The sequence below is a fragment of the Streptomyces sp. NPDC002701 genome, from assembly GCF_042889045.1.
Lineage (GTDB): Bacteria > Actinomycetota > Actinomycetes > Streptomycetales > Streptomycetaceae > Streptomyces.
The window spans coordinates 1-14,373 of sequence record NZ_JBIAQL010000025.1 but is presented as its reverse complement, the minus strand read 5'-3'; the positions used below and the strand labels follow the sequence as shown (position 1 = coordinate 14,373).

Genomic DNA, 14,373 nt, shown 5'->3' with positions numbered 1-14,373 from the left:
CGCGTCCCGGGTTCAGGGGCCGGAACCCGGGTCCGGTTCCACGGCGTCGGTGATGCCGGCCCGGGCGGCTTCGAGCTGGGCGGCGAAGGCGACGCCCAGGAAGAGCGCGATACCGGTGAGGTTGGCCCACAGGAGCAGCGCGACGAACGCGGTGAGGGGACCGTAGACGGCACCGAACGACCCGCTCTTGGCGACGTAGAGCGCCAGCAGCCAGGTGGCCACGACCCACAGCACCAGATGGACCGCGGAGCCGAAGGCGAGCCAGGTGTAGCCCGGCTGGACCCTGCGGGGAGCCCAGCGGAAGATCACCGCGGACGCGATCCACGCCAGTGCCACACCCAGCGGCACCTGCAGCGGCCGCCACCAGTCGAGGCTGTCCCGGGACCAGCCGAGGGCCTGGACCACGGAGTCCCCCACCGCGTCACCGGCGACGAGGACGAGGAACCCCAGCGCCAGGGGCATGCCCGCGGTGACGGCGAGGACCAGGGAGCGGGCGTACTTGGTCAGGAAGGGGCGGTCGCGTTCGATGCCGTAGATGCGGTTGGCGCCCCGCTCGATCTGCCCCATCGCGGAGGCCAGGTTGAGGACGGCGAAGGCGAGGCCCAGCCACATCGCGAGGGCGCCCCAGACCCCGGACCCGGCACTGCGCGCCGTCTTGTCCAGCGCCTCCTCGACCAGGTCGGCGCTGGCACCGGGCACGATCCGGCCGAGGGTGAGCTCGATGACCCGGCCGACGCTCTCGGTGTGGACGGTCGTGGCGACGCCCACCAGGGCGATGGTGAAGGGGACCATGCCGACGACCACCTGGAAGGCCAGGGAACGCGCGTTGGTGAAGCCGTCGGCGTAGCGGAAACGGGAGAACGCGTCGACCAGGAGGCGACGGCCTCCGTAGTGCCGCAGCGCGGTGAGTGCCTCGTCACCGGAGAGTTCCTCCCCGATCATGTCCCGCGTCTGCGGGACGTGCACGGCGGTACCCATCGCGTCTGTCTCCTCGTGTCGTTCGGGCGGCCCCCCGACGGCGCGCCGCCCGTCGGCGGCCGCCGGCCCTCGGCGAGCTCGTCGCAGCGAGCTCGTCGTACCGTCTTTCCGGTCGTGCGGAAATCAGCCGTCACGGGCGGGAGATGATCGCACACCCTCGCGGTCGCGTCCGCGCCGGGCCGGTATCCGGTTCGTCGCGTCGTGCCGTCTCGGGGCCGGCGTCAGGCGCTGTGTCTGCGGACGGCGTCGAGCAGGTCGTCGATGTCCTGCGGGGCCGTCGCGAAGGAGGCGACGAAGCGGACGACGCCGGGCTCCCAACGGTCGTGGTAGAAGGCGTACCCGTCGGACAGCAGGCCCTCGGTGACCTGTCGGGGCAGCCGGCAGAAGAGGATGTTGGCCTCGGCGGCGCCGAGCAGGTCGACCCCCGGTACGGCCTTGAGGCCGTCCTGGAGGCGGGCGGCCATGGCATTGGCGTGGGTCGCGTTGCGCAGCCACAGGTCGTCGCTCAGGTAGGCGTCGAGCTGGGCGGCGTGGAAGCGCATCTTGGAGGCGAGCTGGCCGGCCCGCTTGGCACGGAAGGAGAGCTCGGCGGTGAGGGAGCGGTCGAAGACGACGATCGCCTCGGCCGTCATGGTGCCGTTCTTGGTGGCTCCGAACGACAGCAGGTCGACACCGGCCCGCCAGGTGAGTTCGGCCGGGGTGGCACCGAGGGCCGCGACGGCTCCGGCGAAGCGGGCACCGTCCATGTGGAGCCGCAGGCCCGCCTCCTGGGTCAGGGAGCCGAGGGCGCGTATCTCCTCGACGGTGTAGACGGCGCCGGTCTCGGTGGCCTGGGTGACGCTCACCGCGGAGGGCTCCACGCTGTGCACGTCCCCGGCCTTGTGCCGGACGGCCGCGCGGAGTTCGGCCGCGTCGATCTTGGCGTCGTCGCCACCGAGGGCCACGAGTTTCGCGCCCGCGGTGTAGAACTCCGGTGCCCCGCACTCGTCGTTGTTGATGTGGCTGTCGCGGTGGCACAGCACGCTCCCCCAGGGCGGGGTCAGGGCGGCCAGGCTCAGGGCGTTCGCGGCGGACCCCGTGGAGACGATCAGGACGTCCACGTCACGTTCGAAGATCTCGGACAGCCGGCGGCGGACACCGGCCGTGACGTCGTCCGACCCGTACGGCGACGCCTGTCCCGAGGCCGCCCTGACGACCGCCTCGACGATCTCCGGGGAGGCGCCCGCGGCGTTGTCGCTGCTGAACACACGGGCGGCGGTGGTGCTGGTCGTGGTCGTGCTGTGGCTCATGCCGGGGGTCCTGACTTTCCGTCGACTGCGGGAGGTACGGGGGTGAGGGTCGCGGTCCGCCGCCGTGTCGGCGGCGTCGGCGCCGGGCCGGGAACCGGTGCGGTCACGGCGGACCGTCGCCGGTGACCACCGGCGACGGTGCGGCGGCGCGGACGAGTTGGCGCAGTGCCCCGTAGTAGACCTCGTGGTCGGTCAGGGCGGGCAGGATCACGGCCGTGTTGCCGGTCAGCGCCGGATAGTCCTGCGGGTCGAGCGAGGCCAGCGCGGTACGGGTGAGCGCCCGGGTGGCCCTCGGATCGCGGTGGTCCACGAAGCTCGCGCTGCCGAGGGTGAGGAGGTACATGCGCCGGTAGGCGGCGATCGCCTCCTCGGGGGTCATCCCGGCCGCGAGGCTGTCGGCCAGCTGGGGCTCGACGAGGCGGGCCAGCAGGTGCGGGCCGAGCCAGGGACGGGCACCCCGCAGCGCGAGCAGGCCCGGGTGGTCCGACAGCAGCCGGTACAGAGCGGAGAACCGGGCCTCCGTGGCGGCGGCCCACCCGGTGCCCGGCTCGATCTCGGGCAGCCGCGCGGCCAGATGGTCGGTGCACAGGTCCAGCAGTCCGGCCAGGTCGGTGCAGCGTCGCTGGAGCGAGGCGAGGGAGATGCCCAGCCGGCCCGCCAGGGCGCGGAAGGTCAGCGCCCCGGGGCCGGCCTCGTCGACCAGCAGCAGGGCGGTCTCGGCGATGCGGCCGGGGGTCGCGCGGTCGAGGGACGGGGAGTGCCGTGGCATACGTGTCAGCGTACGATACGCCGTATCGGTCGATACGGGCGGGCCGGTGTCCAGAGGCGGTCCGGTGCCTTGAGGCACTCCGGTGCACGGGCGGGCAGACCGGTGTCACACGGCCCGTACCGGCTCCTCTCACCCCGTGCGCGGCGTCCCGGACAAGTCCGCGGAACCGTCCTCCCGGACCACGCACAGGGCCCAGATGATGAACCCCGAGAAGGCGATCATCACGATCGACCAGACCGGGTAGTACGGCAGGGAGAGGAAGTTGGCGATGATGACCAGTCCGGCGATGGCTATGCCGGCGACCCTCGCCCACAACGCCGCCTTGAAGAGCCCGAAGCTGACCAGCACCGCAAGGGCGCCCAGCACGAGATGCACCCAGCCCCAACCGGTGAGGTCGAACTGGAAGACGTAGTCGCGCGTGGTCACGAAGACGTCGTCCTCGGCGATCGCCATGATTCCCCGGCAGATGTCCAGCACGCCCGCGATCATGAGCATGACCGCGGCGAAGGCCGTCAGGCCCTCGGCCCAGGGCCGCTCGGCGGAGTGCGTCTGCGTGTGCGTGTTCGTGTGCGCGGTGTGTGTCGCAGTCATCCTGATGCCTCGATTCGATCCGTGTCGTACGGTGCCGTCAGCGGCCCGCGGCCGCGGCCCCCGCGCCCGCGCCCGCCCGTTCGGACGAGCCGGCGCCGGACGGGCGGCCCGCGCCGCCCGAGTCGCTCAGTACCAGTTCCTTGGCCTTGCGGAACTCCTCGTCCGTGATGTCGCCGCGGGCGCGGATCTCCGACAGCCTGGCCAGTTCGTCGACGCTGCTGCGCCGGTCCGCGCCCCGGGCCGTCTCCCGGACGTATTTCTCGAACGCCTCGTGCTGTGCGTGCGCCTGGGCCACTTCCCGGCGCCCCATGTTCCTGCCGCGGGCGATCAGGTAGACGAAGACGCCCAGGTAGGGCAGGAGGAGCACGAACACCAGCCAGCCCGCCTTGGCCCAGCCGCTCAGGTCGTCGTCCCGGAACACGTCGACGACGACCCGGAAGAGCAGGACGAACCACATGATCCACAGGAAGAAGACCAGCATGGACCAGAAGATGCTCAGCATCGGATAGTCGTAGGCGAGGTACATCTGTCCGCTCATGTCTCTCCTCCGTCCCGGGCGGGCGCCCGGCAGCCGACTCTTCCGCTCTCAGCGTGCGCGCGGTCGGGCCCGGTGGCCTCACCCGAAGCGGGTGAGTGGACCGGAGCCGGGCGCGTACCGGGTGCCGCCCCGCCGGGCAGGTGGGTCGGCCTGGAACTCGGTGCAGGACCGGGCGGTACGGGCATGGCTCCTCCTCGCGAGGTTTTTCGCGCGGCCGGACGGCACCGTGCACGGACCGCTGGTGTCCCTCGGGCCGCCGGCCGCCGGATCACTCCGGCAGGCGGCGCATCTCCAGGACCCGCAGACCCAGGGACTGGCAGCGGGTCAGCAGTCCGAACAGGTGGGCCTCGTCGACCACGGGCCCGAACAGGACGGTCTGGCCGGACATCAGCACGTGCTCCAGTTCCGGGAAGGAACCGGCCAGCGCGTCCGACAGATGTCCGTCGACGCGGATCTCGTAACGCATGAGCTGCTCCCCGGGGCGGCCTGGGACAGGCGTGTCACGCCCTCACCCATGATCGTGCGCCGCGCCGGGCCGCTCGGCCTCACCCCCGGGAGGTGATACGCCGCCGGTGCCGGGCGGACTCCGACCCGCGCAGACGCACGCACGCGCACACGCCCACGCCCCGTACGCCCTCGTGCGGGCCGGGCGCGGTCACAGCAGCCGCAGTTCGCGCGCGCGGCGCACCGCTTCGCCGCGCCGGTTCACGGCCAGCTTCCGGTAGACGCTCTTGAGGTGGGTCTTGACCGTGTTCACCGACACGTACAGATCGGCGGCGATCTCCTCCGTCGACATCATCTGGGCCAGCCGCTGGAGCACTTCGCGCTCGCGGCCGCTCAGTTCCTCGACGGGCTGCGGGCAAAGCCGCTTCCCGGGTCGCGGCTCGGGGCGGCGGGGCGCGGCGGGGGTGAGCCAGCCCGCGGAGAGCGCTCGCAGGGGTGGCGCGTCGAGCACGGGCCCGATCCAGGGACCGGCTTCGACGAAGGGACGTCTCAGGCGCTCACCCCGTGCCTCCCGCAGGGCCCGGGCGACGAGCCGGTGCGTGGTGGCGCGGTCCCCCACGGCATCCGCGGCCTGCGCCCTGACCAGGGTGGCCCGTACGGTCACCGCCGGGCCGGCGACGCCTTCCGGGCGCAGTCCGTCGAGCGCGGCGACCGCCGCCGCGGGCCGGCCCGCGGCGAGCCGGGCGCGCGCGATCCCCACCACGCACGCCGCCTGACCACCGGGGACCGCGAGCAGCGGTTCGGCGGCCGCCTCGGGGTGGCCCTCGGCCAGGTGCGCGGCCGATTCGATCAGAGCCGCGTGTCCCTGTGCCCAGGGCGAGACGACATCGGTGACGACGGTGCTCCGCGCCGCCTCGACCGCGCCCCGGGCGTCACCGCGGGCCAGTAGCAGGCGCGCGGCGACGATGGTCCGGCCCGCTTCCGTCACCGGGTCGCACATCCCGTGCCGTGGGCCGTGCGTCGCGTCGAACAGCGTCTGCGCCTGCCGCAGTTCGTCGCGCTCCACGGCCACGGCCGCCAGGACCAGCCGTCCGACGTCCGGACCGAGAGGCCCCGCGCGGCCGAAGTGTTCGGTCCCGGCCGCCGCGGCCAGCGCCCTGCGTTCCGCCCTGCCGAGCCGGCCGTTCAGGTAGTCGATCAGGGCCAGGAGCCCCAGGGCGTCCACGCGCGCGGGAGCCGTCGTAGCCGTCGAGGCGGTGACCGAGCGGTCCGTCACCGCGGACAGCGCCGCCCGCGCGTCGTCGAACTGCCCGGCCCACAACCGGGTCGCGCCCAGCTGGGTCTGCAGGAGGGCGGTGAGTTCCGGGTGTCTGTGCAGGAGGCGGGCGGGGACCTCCTGCCACAGTCTCCCGGCCTCCCGCGCGGCGGTCTCCGCCCTTCCGGGTGAACCGGTCAGCCGCGCCGCCAGGGTTTCGAGCAGGGCGTGGCTCAGCCGGGCGGCAGCCGGCTCGGGTACGTCGCCGGGCGCGAGGGGTTCTTGTTCGAGGCCGCGCCCGGCCCGCCGCAGGTGGGTCAGGCCGTGCTCGGTCTCGCCTCGGGCCAGGTCCCTCGCCGCCCGTACGAGGTCCGTGGCCGGGCCGGTGGCCGCGGGCCCCATGGAGGCGAACGACTCGTTCAGGCCGTCGGAACGGGGGCCGGCGAGCAGCTCGCCGATGGCCAGGTCGTCGATGAGCGCGCCGGCGGTGAGGTCCCAGTCGCCGGCCGCGGCACCGTGGCCGAGCGTCTCGGCGAGGGATCCGGAGTGCCGCAGCCACACCGCGGCCCGTCGGTGGAGTTCGGGCTCCAGGCCGGGCGAGCTCACCCGCAGATGGGCGCGGAGTATCTCGCCGAACAGCGGGTGGAGCCGGTACCAGGCGTGCCCGAGGTCCTCGACGAACGCGTTCTCACGGTGCAGTCCCGCCAGGATGGGTTCGGCGTCGGTGCGCTCCGTCAGCGCGTTCGCGAGCGCCGGGCCGAAGCGGTCCAGAACGCTCACCTTCAGCAGCAGGTCCTGGGTCTCGGGAGTCTGCCGGGCGAGCACCTCCGCGAGCAGGAAGTCGGCGACCGTCGAGCGGTCCGCCTCGAACTCCTTCAGGTACGCCTCCGGGTCCGGGCTCTCCCGCGCGGCCAGGGCGCACAGCCGCAGGCCGGCGGCCCACCCCCGGGTGCGTTCGACGAGTGAGCGCACCGCGTGGGCCGGGAGGCACAGCCCGTGCGCCGCCAGGAGGACGGCCGCCTCCTCGGGCGTGAACGTCAGCTCCGCGTCCCTGACCTCGGTCAGGTCACCGGCCGCCCGGTAGCGGTGCAGCGGCAGCAGCGGTTCGGTGCGGGTGACGAGGACCAGGCGCATGCCGGGCCCCGCGTGGTGGAGGACGAACTCCAGCTGCTCCGCGATCTCCTGATCGGTGACACGCTCGTACTGGTCGAGCACCACGATCACGGGCCGGTCCCGGACGCTCAGAGCGGCGGCGAGCCGGGCCAGCAGCGCGTGGGGCACGCGGTCCGGGTCGGCGGGGCAGCCCGGTCCGGCGGGCAGCGGCACACCGGAGGTGCGCAGGGACTGGAGCAGGTAGGCCCAGAACATTCCCGGCCGCTGGTCCGTGGCGTCGGTGGTCAGCCAGGCCACGGGCCGGTCCCGCCCCGTGGCCCAGTCCGCGACGAGCAGGGTCTTGCCGGCGCCCGCGGCGCCGTTGACCAGGGTCAGGGGGGTGCGGAGGGCCTGGTCGAGATGCCGGCCCAGCCGCTCGCGCCGCAGGAACATCGACGGGCGCCCCGGTATCGCGAGCCGGGTGCGCAGGAACGGGTCGCCCCGGGGATCGGCGTGCGGTGCGCGCGCGTACGGCGCCCTGGTGTGTGCGCGTGGTGCACGGGGGCCGTGTGGTACACGTGCGCCGTGTAAGGCATGTGGTGCGGTCGGTCCCGAGCCGCTCTCCTCGAACCCAGCCATGGCCTTTTCACCGCCACTGTTCGTCAGGACATGGGCAGCGCTCCTTCCTCAGCATCCCAGCGTTCCCGTGCGCGTGCGCGCCGCGGAGGGCGGGGTGGTCCGCAGGGGGTGCTCCGGTACGCGGCGTCGGGCGGACGGCGGACCGGTCAGGAGAAGAGAACGTCCAGGTCGGGCTTCCGGTCGCCGAAGAGTCCGTCCCGCCGGCCGAGGGACGCCAGCTTCTCCAGGGAGGGCCGGTCCACCTCCGTCGGCCAGCCGGGCAGCGTGAGCTTCTCCAGGACATCGCCACTGATCTCGGTGTACGTGGTGAGGACCTGCCGTGCCTCGTCGGGATGGTCGGTGGCGTACTCCAGCGACTCGGTCACCGCCTCGGTGAACTTCTCCACCAGACCGGGGTCGCGCTTCGCCAGCCCGGCCGAGGTGAAGTACGTCGCCACGGTGAGCTTCGGGTCCGTCTCGGCGAACGGCGAGGCCACGACGCGGACCCCCTTCGCCTTGGCGACGGTCATCGCGGGCTCGCCCATCCACGCCGCGTCCACGCGTCCGTCGTCCAGGGCGGCCGGCATCTGGTCGAACGGTATCTCCACGAACTTGACCTCGGACGGGTCGCCGCCGGCGGCACGGACCGACTCGCGGACCGTGGTGTCCCCGATGTTGCGCAGGGTGTTCACCGCCACCGTGCGCCCGGCGAGGTCCTCGGCCGACTTGATCGAGCTGTCCTTGGGGACGCCGACACCGGTGACGTCACCGCCGACCTTGCCGTTGGAGGCCGCGCCGTTGACCACGGACCTGACCGGGACCCCTTTGACCTGGGCGATCATCAGTGACGTCGTGTTGCTGAAGCCGAAGTGGAACTGGCCGCTCACCACGCCGGGGATGATGGCCGCGCCGCCCTGGGCGCCGACCATCTCCAGCTCGATGCCCCGGCTGCCGAAAAAGCCCTTCTTCTGTCCCAGGTAGAGCGGGGCCACGTCGACGATCGGGATGATGCCGACCTTGACCCGCGTGGTCCCGTCCCCGCCCGAGGACGACGAACCGCCGGACCCCGAGTCCGACGAACCGCAGCCGGCCACGGCGACGATCGTGGTCAGCACGGCGACAAGCCCCGGAACGCGCCTCTGCATGAGCTTCTCCTGACAGGGCTCGGTCGACGTTGGGCATTTTCTCGACGGCAGAAATCTACCGGCCCAGCTTCGCGCTGTCAGCACTCCGGACACGGCCGGTACTCCGGACACCGCCCCGGCCGGTGAAGATCAACGGGATGAATCTCCGCATTCACTCCACCGGCGCCTGTTATTTCGTAATGCACTTTCCTCAGGGGACTGATCCGGCCGTTCGGGGGAAACCCCGCCGATTTCTCGAAAAGCCGCGTTTGGAGTGGCTCTCCGAGGTCAGCCGTAACAGTAGATCGCACGGACGAGCTCAGTAAGGACGTGATCCGCAGTGGCCCAGAACGAGAAGGCAAAGGCGAAGACCGAGCAGGCCAAGGGCAAGGTCAAGGAGACCGTAGGCCAGGCTGTCGGCAACGAGCGTCTGACCGCCGAAGGCAAGGCGGAGCAGTCCAAGGGTGACGCCCGCCAGGCGAAGGAAAAGACCAAGGACGCATTCCGGCATTGAGGATCATCTAATGCACGCGGCCCGTCGCACGCTCTTGCGGCGGGCCTGCTTTTTTTAAGGCGAAGGAGCGAGAAAATGCTCGCTGAGCACCGTACGGCTCCCGTCGACGCGGCGACCGCACCGTCCCGGTCCGCACCGTCCGGACCGAGCAGCCCCGCCGAGGTGCGCGAAAGGGTGAGGCACGCGCTCGCGGAGGCGCGGCGGACCCGGCGCCGCGACGCCGCCCTGGGGGGCGACGACATCATCGGCGACGCTCTGCTCGTCGCTTCGGAACTCACCACCAACGCGATGCTGCACGGCGGAGGTGTCACCGGCTTCGAGGTGACGCTGGACGACGAGACCGTGCGTCTGTCGGTGTGCGACCGCAGCGAGGATTTCCCCGCGCCCAAGCACCATGCCGACGCGCGGGGCTTCATGCGGCCCGGCGGTCACGGCTGGCCGATCGTCTGCCGGCTGTCTCGCGACATCACGATCTCGGAGCTCGGGACCGGCGGCAAACGCATCACGGCCGTGGTACCGCTCAGGCGCCCGTGAGGCACAGGACGGACCGGGCGCACCCGCTGGTGCGCCCGGTCGTGGCACGTGGTGACCGTTTCGCCGCCGGAACCGGCTCCCGGACCGGCGCCGGCGGCTCGCGGCGTCAGCTCTTGACGATACGGCGGACGTTGTCGAGCGAACCGCAGCCGGACTCCAGCTGGCGGGCCCGCTCCTTGAGGAAGGCCGCGCCGAGCTCCTCACGGCGCTTCATGGCGACGTTCTCACGCGCCCCGTTGAGGATCGTGCGCTCCTCCTCGTCGGCGTGGTGCGTGATGGCCTCCACGAGTTCCTCCAGCTTCTCGTCCCACTCGTCGGACCCGACCTCGTCCACCTCCAGCAGGGCGAGCAGCGCCTCGTTGCCCTCCTCGTGTTCCTCCTCGCCGTGCTCGACCTCCTCGTCGTCGATGTTCCGGTAGCGCTTGAGGGCGGGGTAGACCTCGGACTCCTCCGCGAGCGCGTGGGCGATCAGGAGGTCGGCGAATTCCTCCAGCGCGGTCTGCCTGTCCGCCTCGACACTGCGCATCTGCCGGAAGAGGTCCTCCATCCTCCGGTGGTCATCAAGGATCAGTTCGACGACATCTCGTGTCTCAGGCATGGTGCGGCGCGCCTTCCTCGGTGGTTGATTCGGTGTCCCGGCACGACTACCCCGGTTGTCGCGACCCTCACGCCGTGAGGGCCTGTCTGCGGGGCGCGCCCGGCGACGCGGCGGTCCGCGCCGCGGGACGCACCGGGTACGTGGTCTTGGCCGGGTCCGTCACGGGGTCCCCCAGCACGATCCGGCCCGCCGCGTGCAGCGCGTCGCACTCGGCCGTGGGGAGCGCCACGTAACAGCCGCCGTACCCGGAGCCGGCGCCGACCGGCTGCCAGTAGCCGTATCTGCGGCGGCCGTTGGCGTGCACGGTCAGGCAGACGGGGACGCGCTGCACCGTGATGAGACGCAGCACCTCGGCGCCGCCGGGACCCAGTGGCGCGGGCGTACGCGGGAGAGCTCGCAGCGTGGTCATGGTCAGCGCTCTCCGTTCGATGCTCGCGGCACGGCACGGCGGCGGAGAGTGGGCGTCATGTGCGGGCGGCCTTTCGACGGACGGGTTCGATCGCGTATCACCGGGAGCGGCGACGTTCTCGCTGCCCGGCATTGTTGCGGAGGGCACTGACATCGCGGTCCGAGCCGCTCCGGGCCACTCCGTGTCGCTCCGGGCCGCTGCCGCGCACCGCTGTTCACCGGCGGTCGGAGGGGGTCGGCGCGTGGTGGGCGCGACCTTCCAGTTCGCCCTGGACGAAGGGGTCGTCGGCGCTGTCGTACACCCCGGCGTGGTCGAAGAGCGCCTCGGTGATGCGCTCCCACTCCTCGATCTCCGCCTGGGCGACCAGCGCGTCCCGGCCGGTGAGCCGCCCGCTCCCGGCCACCGTCCTGCGGGCGTCCTCCAGCGCTTCCTTCGCGTCGTGGTGGCGCATCCCCGCGGCTGAGCGCCGTACCCGCGCCCAGGCGTCACGCTCGTCCTCGGACGGCTCCGCCGTCCCGTCGCCCGTGTCGTCGACGGAACCGGACGCTCGGTCCTCCTCCAGGCTCACTGCTCCACCTCGTTCGGGTACGGCGCTGAATGCTTCCTCAGCAGTCCCGTCTGCCCCCGTCACGAGGACCGACACCTGTCGGCACTGACGAACCGTTACGTCATCAGGTCATCACATCGTCGTCGTGTGGGAGGAGCGCGGACAGTACGGTCCGCGCCTGCTCCGCACGACGGCCGTGGCTCCGGTGTCCCCCTCCGCTACGCGCTGCCCCCGGAGGCGCGGTTACGGATGCGCCGCTTCAGGGCACGCCGTTCGCCTTCGCTCTTGCCGCCCCAGATGCCGATGCTCTGGCCGGTCTCCAGCGCCCAGTCCAGACACTCCCCGCTCACGGGGCAACGCCGGCAGACGCTCTTCGCGTCCTCGATCTGCACGAGCGCCGGGCCCGTGGTGCCGATGGGGAAGAAGAGGTCGGGATCGACGGTGCGGCATTCCGCGTACTCGCGCCAGCCCTCCATGGTGGGGCCTCCTTAGGTCGCAATGGTGTCGTCAAGGGATTCGGTCCCTCCCTCGGGTCACCCAGGACCGCACCGGTGAAACAAGGAGTCTGGTGGGAAAGTGCTGCCCGCGCGCCCGGCGGTGCCGGCGACGGCGTACGAACCGGCGCCCGGGGACACCTGCTCCGGCACGGCGGGAACGCCCGGGTGGCAGGATGGGGCCCGCACGGGGCGACGTCCGGGACGTTTCAACAGAAGAGCAGGTGACACATGTCTCAGCAGCCGGGCGAGGTCTGGGAACAGTTCGCGATCGCCGTTGCGGAGATGGCGCGGGACCTGCTGGCACAGGACTCCGCCCAGGGCACCCTGGAACGGGTCGTGGAGCACGCGAAGGTTCTGATCAACGGGTGCGACGAGGCCGGCATCCTCACCGTGCGGCAGGGGGAGGTGCATGCCCTGGCGGCGACGAGCGACGTGGTGCGCCACGCGGACCGGATCCAGCAGGAGCTGCAGGAGGGTCCGTGCTTCGACGCCGTGACCGACCGTCAGCAGATCTACTCGATCGACGACATGACGCGGCCGAGCGAGCAGTGGCCCCACTTCACCCCCGCGCTGCGGGAACTGGGCATGGGAAGCATGATGGGCTTCCTCCTCTTCACCGAGGACGACGACCTCGGCGCCCTGAACGTGTACTCGCACACGCCGGGCACCTTCGACGAGACCGCCCGGCGGGCCGGCTGGATCCTCGCCTCCCACGCGGCGGTGGCCTTCTCGGCGGCCCGTACGCACCAGCAGCTCGGCCACGCCCTGGAGACCCGCCATGAGATCGGTGAGGCCATGGGCATCCTGATGGAGCGCTACGGCCTGACCGAGGACACGGCGTTCAAGGTCCTCAAGAAGACCTCGCAGGACCGCAACGTCAAGCTGCGCGAGATCGCCCGCCAGATCTGCCGGACGGGCGAGAAGCCCGGCTGACCGCGGGCGGGGTCAGCGGGCCCGGGGCAGGTCACAGGAAGCGGCGGATGGGGATGACCGCCGCCTCCCTGGCCCGCTGGACGGCCGAACGCCGTTTCCAGCGGCGCTCCTCGATCAGGACGCTGTCCGTGACGTCCTCGTCGAAGTGGCCGTCCAGCGTCGCCGTGAACTCCTCGTCCAGTACGGCGAGCATGATCTCCTCGTCGTGGTCGAGCGAGCGGCGGTTGAAGTTGGTCGAGCCGACCAGCGCGGCGACCCGGTCCACGGTGATGACCTTGGCGTGCATCATCGTCGGCTGGTACTGGTAGATCTTCACGCCACAGGCGGTGAGGTCCTCGTAGTAGTGCTGACCGGCCAGCTGGCAGACCCGCTTGTCCGTGTGCGGGCCGGGCAGCAGGACCTCCACCTCCACGCCCCGGCGGGCCGCGGCGCACAGCAGCTCGACGAAGAACGCGTCCGGTGAGAAGTACGCGGTGGCCAGCCGGAAGCGCTCCTCGGCCGACTCCAGCATCACGCGGAGCAGGGTCTGCATGTCCTGCCACCCGAAACTGGCCGAGCCGCGCACCACCTGCACCACGGCCCCGCCCTGCGGGCGGTGCCCGATGAACCGGTCACGCGCGTCGAAGAGCTCGTCGTGGCACTCGGCCCAGTTCTGGGCGAACGCGGCGGCGACCCCGTCCACGGCCGGTCCCCGGACCTCGACGTGGGTGTCACGCCACTCGCGTTCGTTGCGCGCGTCACCGCACCACTCCTCCGCGATCCCCACCCCGCCGGTGAACGCCTTCTGCTCGTCGACGACGAGCACCTTGCGGTGGCAGCGGTGGTTCTGCTTGAGCGGCGAGAGCGCGAGGGGCTTGCGGAACCACGCCACCTGCACCCCGGCGTGCTCCATGGCGTGCAGCAGCTCCTTCTCGATCAGCCTGCTGCCGAACCCGTCCAGCAACAGGCGCACCCGCACACCGGCCCGGGCCCGCTCGGCGAGCGCCTCCGCGAACTCGCGGGCGATGTCACCCTTCCAGTACACGAAGGTCATCATGTCGACGGTGTGCTCCGCGGAGCGGATGCCCGCCAGCATCGCGGCGAAGATCTCGTCGCCGTTGCGCAGCGGCGTGAGGCGGTTGCCCTCGGTGGCCGCGATGCCTATGAGTCTCTCCAGCCGTCGGCGTATCCGTTCCGCGCGTTCCGCGTACAACGGCGAGGCGCCGCTCCCGGACGTGGGGGACGTCAGATCCGGCTGGTCCTGCGTACTGGTCATGGCATCACCCGCCGGCACAGGGAGGAGAACAGGAGGACGCACGCTGCCCGGTCCGGCACGGGCGCGGCGAGCAGACTGTACTCCGGCTTCCTGGGCACCCGGAGCCAGGAGAGACGAACGCGACAGTCGACGACCGCTCGCGTCCGTACAGACATGTCTGCGCGCATCCGGGGCACACGAGGACCAACTTGCTTTCTAGTTAAGGCGGCATCCCCGTGATCTCCTCCGTGAACGCACCCGAGGCGGCTGCTTCCAGCGTGGGAGCGCCGGAGGCCGGCGTCCTGCCCGGTGAACTGCCGTGGATCGAGGACGGCGGCAAGGTCGCCCCCAAGGACGCGCGGGTACTGTCCCGGCTGTTCCTGGACCGGCTGCGGGAACTGGAAGAGGG

General features: G+C 71.7%; 16 protein-coding genes. 3 read left to right on the top strand and 13 right to left on the bottom strand.

The genetic code is table 11. The annotated features are described in order from the left end of the window. Nucleotides 1-12 precede the first annotated feature (12 nt). The 8 genes from ACFYXC_RS35965 to ACFYXC_RS35930 form a co-directional block, all read right to left on the bottom strand. Nucleotides 13-978, bottom strand: coding sequence for a YihY/virulence factor BrkB family protein (locus ACFYXC_RS35965; protein WP_388905773.1), 966 nt, complete (start codon nt 976-978; stop codon nt 13-15). Nucleotides 979-1,199: 221 nt separating this feature from the next. Continuing rightward, on the bottom strand, nt 1,200-2,267 hold the full coding sequence (locus ACFYXC_RS35960) for a threonine aldolase family protein (RefSeq protein WP_389556675.1): 1,068 nt from the start codon (nt 2,265-2,267) through the stop codon (nt 1,200-1,202). Nucleotides 2,268-2,370: 103 nt separating this feature from the next. Further along, nucleotides 2,371-3,036 carry a TetR/AcrR family transcriptional regulator gene (locus tag ACFYXC_RS35955; RefSeq protein WP_389556674.1) on the bottom strand — a complete coding sequence of 222 codons (666 nt, stop codon included), beginning with the start codon at nt 3,034-3,036 and terminating at the stop codon, nt 2,371-2,373. Between the two features lie 129 nt (nt 3,037-3,165). Continuing rightward, nucleotides 3,166-3,627: a hypothetical protein gene (locus ACFYXC_RS35950; protein WP_388905765.1), complete on the bottom strand. Its 462-nt coding sequence runs from the start codon at nt 3,625-3,627 to the stop codon at nt 3,166-3,168. Nucleotides 3,628-3,664: 37 nt separating this feature from the next. Next, entirely contained in the window at nt 3,665-4,165 is a 501-nt protein-coding gene (locus tag ACFYXC_RS35945; RefSeq protein ID WP_389556673.1) for a PLDc N-terminal domain-containing protein, read from the bottom strand. A 268-nt stretch (nt 4,166-4,433) separates the two neighbouring features. Next, on the bottom strand, nt 4,434-4,631 hold the full coding sequence (locus tag ACFYXC_RS35940) for a hypothetical protein (RefSeq protein ID WP_388905760.1): 198 nt from the start codon (nt 4,629-4,631) through the stop codon (nt 4,434-4,436). Nucleotides 4,632-4,820: 189 nt separating this feature from the next. Continuing rightward, the gene (locus tag ACFYXC_RS35935) at nt 4,821-7,409 is read right to left on the bottom strand and encodes a LuxR C-terminal-related transcriptional regulator (RefSeq protein ID WP_389556671.1); all 2,589 of its coding nucleotides are present in this window, start codon (nt 7,407-7,409) and stop codon (nt 4,821-4,823) included. Nucleotides 7,410-7,741: 332 nt separating this feature from the next. Beyond that, nucleotides 7,742-8,719, bottom strand: a complete 978-nt coding sequence (locus ACFYXC_RS35930) for an ABC transporter substrate-binding protein (protein WP_389556669.1) — start codon at nt 8,717-8,719, stop codon at nt 7,742-7,744. Between the two features lie 319 nt (nt 8,720-9,038). On the opposite strand from ACFYXC_RS35930, the gene ACFYXC_RS35925 reads away from it, so the two are divergent. Both ACFYXC_RS35925 and ACFYXC_RS35920 read left to right on the top strand, forming a co-directional pair. Further along, complete coding sequence (locus tag ACFYXC_RS35925; RefSeq protein WP_388905751.1) at nt 9,039-9,212, top strand: CsbD family protein; 174 nt, start codon at nt 9,039-9,041, stop codon at nt 9,210-9,212. A 75-nt stretch (nt 9,213-9,287) separates the two neighbouring features. Continuing rightward, nucleotides 9,288-9,746 (top strand): ATP-binding protein, encoded by a 459-nt coding sequence (locus ACFYXC_RS35920; RefSeq protein ID WP_388905748.1) that lies wholly within the window; start codon nt 9,288-9,290, stop codon nt 9,744-9,746. Nucleotides 9,747-9,852: 106 nt separating this feature from the next. Here ACFYXC_RS35920 and ACFYXC_RS35915 read toward each other — a convergent pair whose 3' ends face one another. The 4 genes from ACFYXC_RS35915 to ACFYXC_RS35900 all read right to left on the bottom strand — a co-directional run bounded on the left by ACFYXC_RS35915 (nt 9,853) and on the right by ACFYXC_RS35900 (nt 11,776). Next, nucleotides 9,853-10,344, bottom strand: coding sequence for a hemerythrin domain-containing protein (locus tag ACFYXC_RS35915; RefSeq protein WP_388905744.1), 492 nt, complete (start codon nt 10,342-10,344; stop codon nt 9,853-9,855). 67 nt (nt 10,345-10,411) lie between these two features. Beyond that, nucleotides 10,412-10,753: a hypothetical protein gene (locus ACFYXC_RS35910; protein ID WP_389556667.1), complete on the bottom strand. Its 342-nt coding sequence runs from the start codon at nt 10,751-10,753 to the stop codon at nt 10,412-10,414. A gap of 214 nt (nt 10,754-10,967) precedes the next feature. Further along, on the bottom strand, nt 10,968-11,321 hold the full coding sequence (locus ACFYXC_RS35905) for a hypothetical protein (protein WP_389556666.1): 354 nt from the start codon (nt 11,319-11,321) through the stop codon (nt 10,968-10,970). A gap of 197 nt (nt 11,322-11,518) precedes the next feature. Continuing rightward, on the bottom strand, nt 11,519-11,776 hold the full coding sequence (locus ACFYXC_RS35900) for a WhiB family transcriptional regulator (RefSeq protein WP_388905737.1): 258 nt from the start codon (nt 11,774-11,776) through the stop codon (nt 11,519-11,521). A gap of 249 nt (nt 11,777-12,025) precedes the next feature. On the opposite strand from ACFYXC_RS35900, the gene ACFYXC_RS35895 reads away from it, so the two are divergent. Continuing rightward, a complete protein-coding gene (locus tag ACFYXC_RS35895; RefSeq protein WP_388905735.1) occupies nt 12,026-12,730 on the top strand; it encodes a GAF and ANTAR domain-containing protein in 705 nt (234 codons plus the stop codon). Between the two features lie 31 nt (nt 12,731-12,761). Here the strand turns inward: ACFYXC_RS35895 and ACFYXC_RS35890 are convergent, their stop codons facing one another. After that, a complete protein-coding gene (locus ACFYXC_RS35890; protein WP_389556664.1) occupies nt 12,762-13,985 on the bottom strand; it encodes a phosphatidylserine/phosphatidylglycerophosphate/cardiolipin synthase family protein in 1,224 nt (407 codons plus the stop codon). Nucleotides 13,986-14,373 lie beyond the last annotated feature (388 nt).

What these genes read in the sequence shown, in the direction of transcription:
- ACFYXC_RS35930 (WP_389556669.1), bottom strand. Translation starts at nt 8,719, where the DNA reads ATGCAGAGGCGCGTTCCGGGGCTTGTCGCCGTGCTGACCACGATCGTC.
- ACFYXC_RS35955 (WP_389556674.1), bottom strand. Translation starts at nt 3,036, where the DNA reads ATGCCACGGCACTCCCCGTCCCTCGACCGCGCGACCCCCGGCCGCATC.
- ACFYXC_RS35910 (WP_389556667.1), bottom strand. Translation starts at nt 10,753, where the DNA reads ATGACCACGCTGCGAGCTCTCCCGCGTACGCCCGCGCCACTGGGTCCC.
- ACFYXC_RS35920 (WP_388905748.1), top strand. Translation starts at nt 9,288, where the DNA reads ATGCTCGCTGAGCACCGTACGGCTCCCGTCGACGCGGCGACCGCACCG.
- ACFYXC_RS35940 (WP_388905760.1), bottom strand. Translation starts at nt 4,631, where the DNA reads ATGCGTTACGAGATCCGCGTCGACGGACATCTGTCGGACGCGCTGGCC.
- ACFYXC_RS35960 (WP_389556675.1), bottom strand. Translation starts at nt 2,267, where the DNA reads ATGAGCCACAGCACGACCACGACCAGCACCACCGCCGCCCGTGTGTTC.
- ACFYXC_RS35895 (WP_388905735.1), top strand. Translation starts at nt 12,026, where the DNA reads ATGTCTCAGCAGCCGGGCGAGGTCTGGGAACAGTTCGCGATCGCCGTT.
- ACFYXC_RS35945 (WP_389556673.1), bottom strand. Translation starts at nt 4,165, where the DNA reads ATGAGCGGACAGATGTACCTCGCCTACGACTATCCGATGCTGAGCATC.
- ACFYXC_RS35900 (WP_388905737.1), bottom strand. Translation starts at nt 11,776, where the DNA reads ATGGAGGGCTGGCGCGAGTACGCGGAATGCCGCACCGTCGATCCCGAC.
- ACFYXC_RS35935 (WP_389556671.1), bottom strand. Translation starts at nt 7,409, where the DNA reads ATGTTCCTGCGGCGCGAGCGGCTGGGCCGGCATCTCGACCAGGCCCTC.
- ACFYXC_RS35890 (WP_389556664.1), bottom strand. Translation starts at nt 13,985, where the DNA reads ATGACCAGTACGCAGGACCAGCCGGATCTGACGTCCCCCACGTCCGGG.
- ACFYXC_RS35965 (WP_388905773.1), bottom strand. Translation starts at nt 978, where the DNA reads ATGGGTACCGCCGTGCACGTCCCGCAGACGCGGGACATGATCGGGGAG.
- ACFYXC_RS35915 (WP_388905744.1), bottom strand. Translation starts at nt 10,344, where the DNA reads ATGCCTGAGACACGAGATGTCGTCGAACTGATCCTTGATGACCACCGG.
- ACFYXC_RS35950 (WP_388905765.1), bottom strand. Translation starts at nt 3,627, where the DNA reads ATGACTGCGACACACACCGCGCACACGAACACGCACACGCAGACGCAC.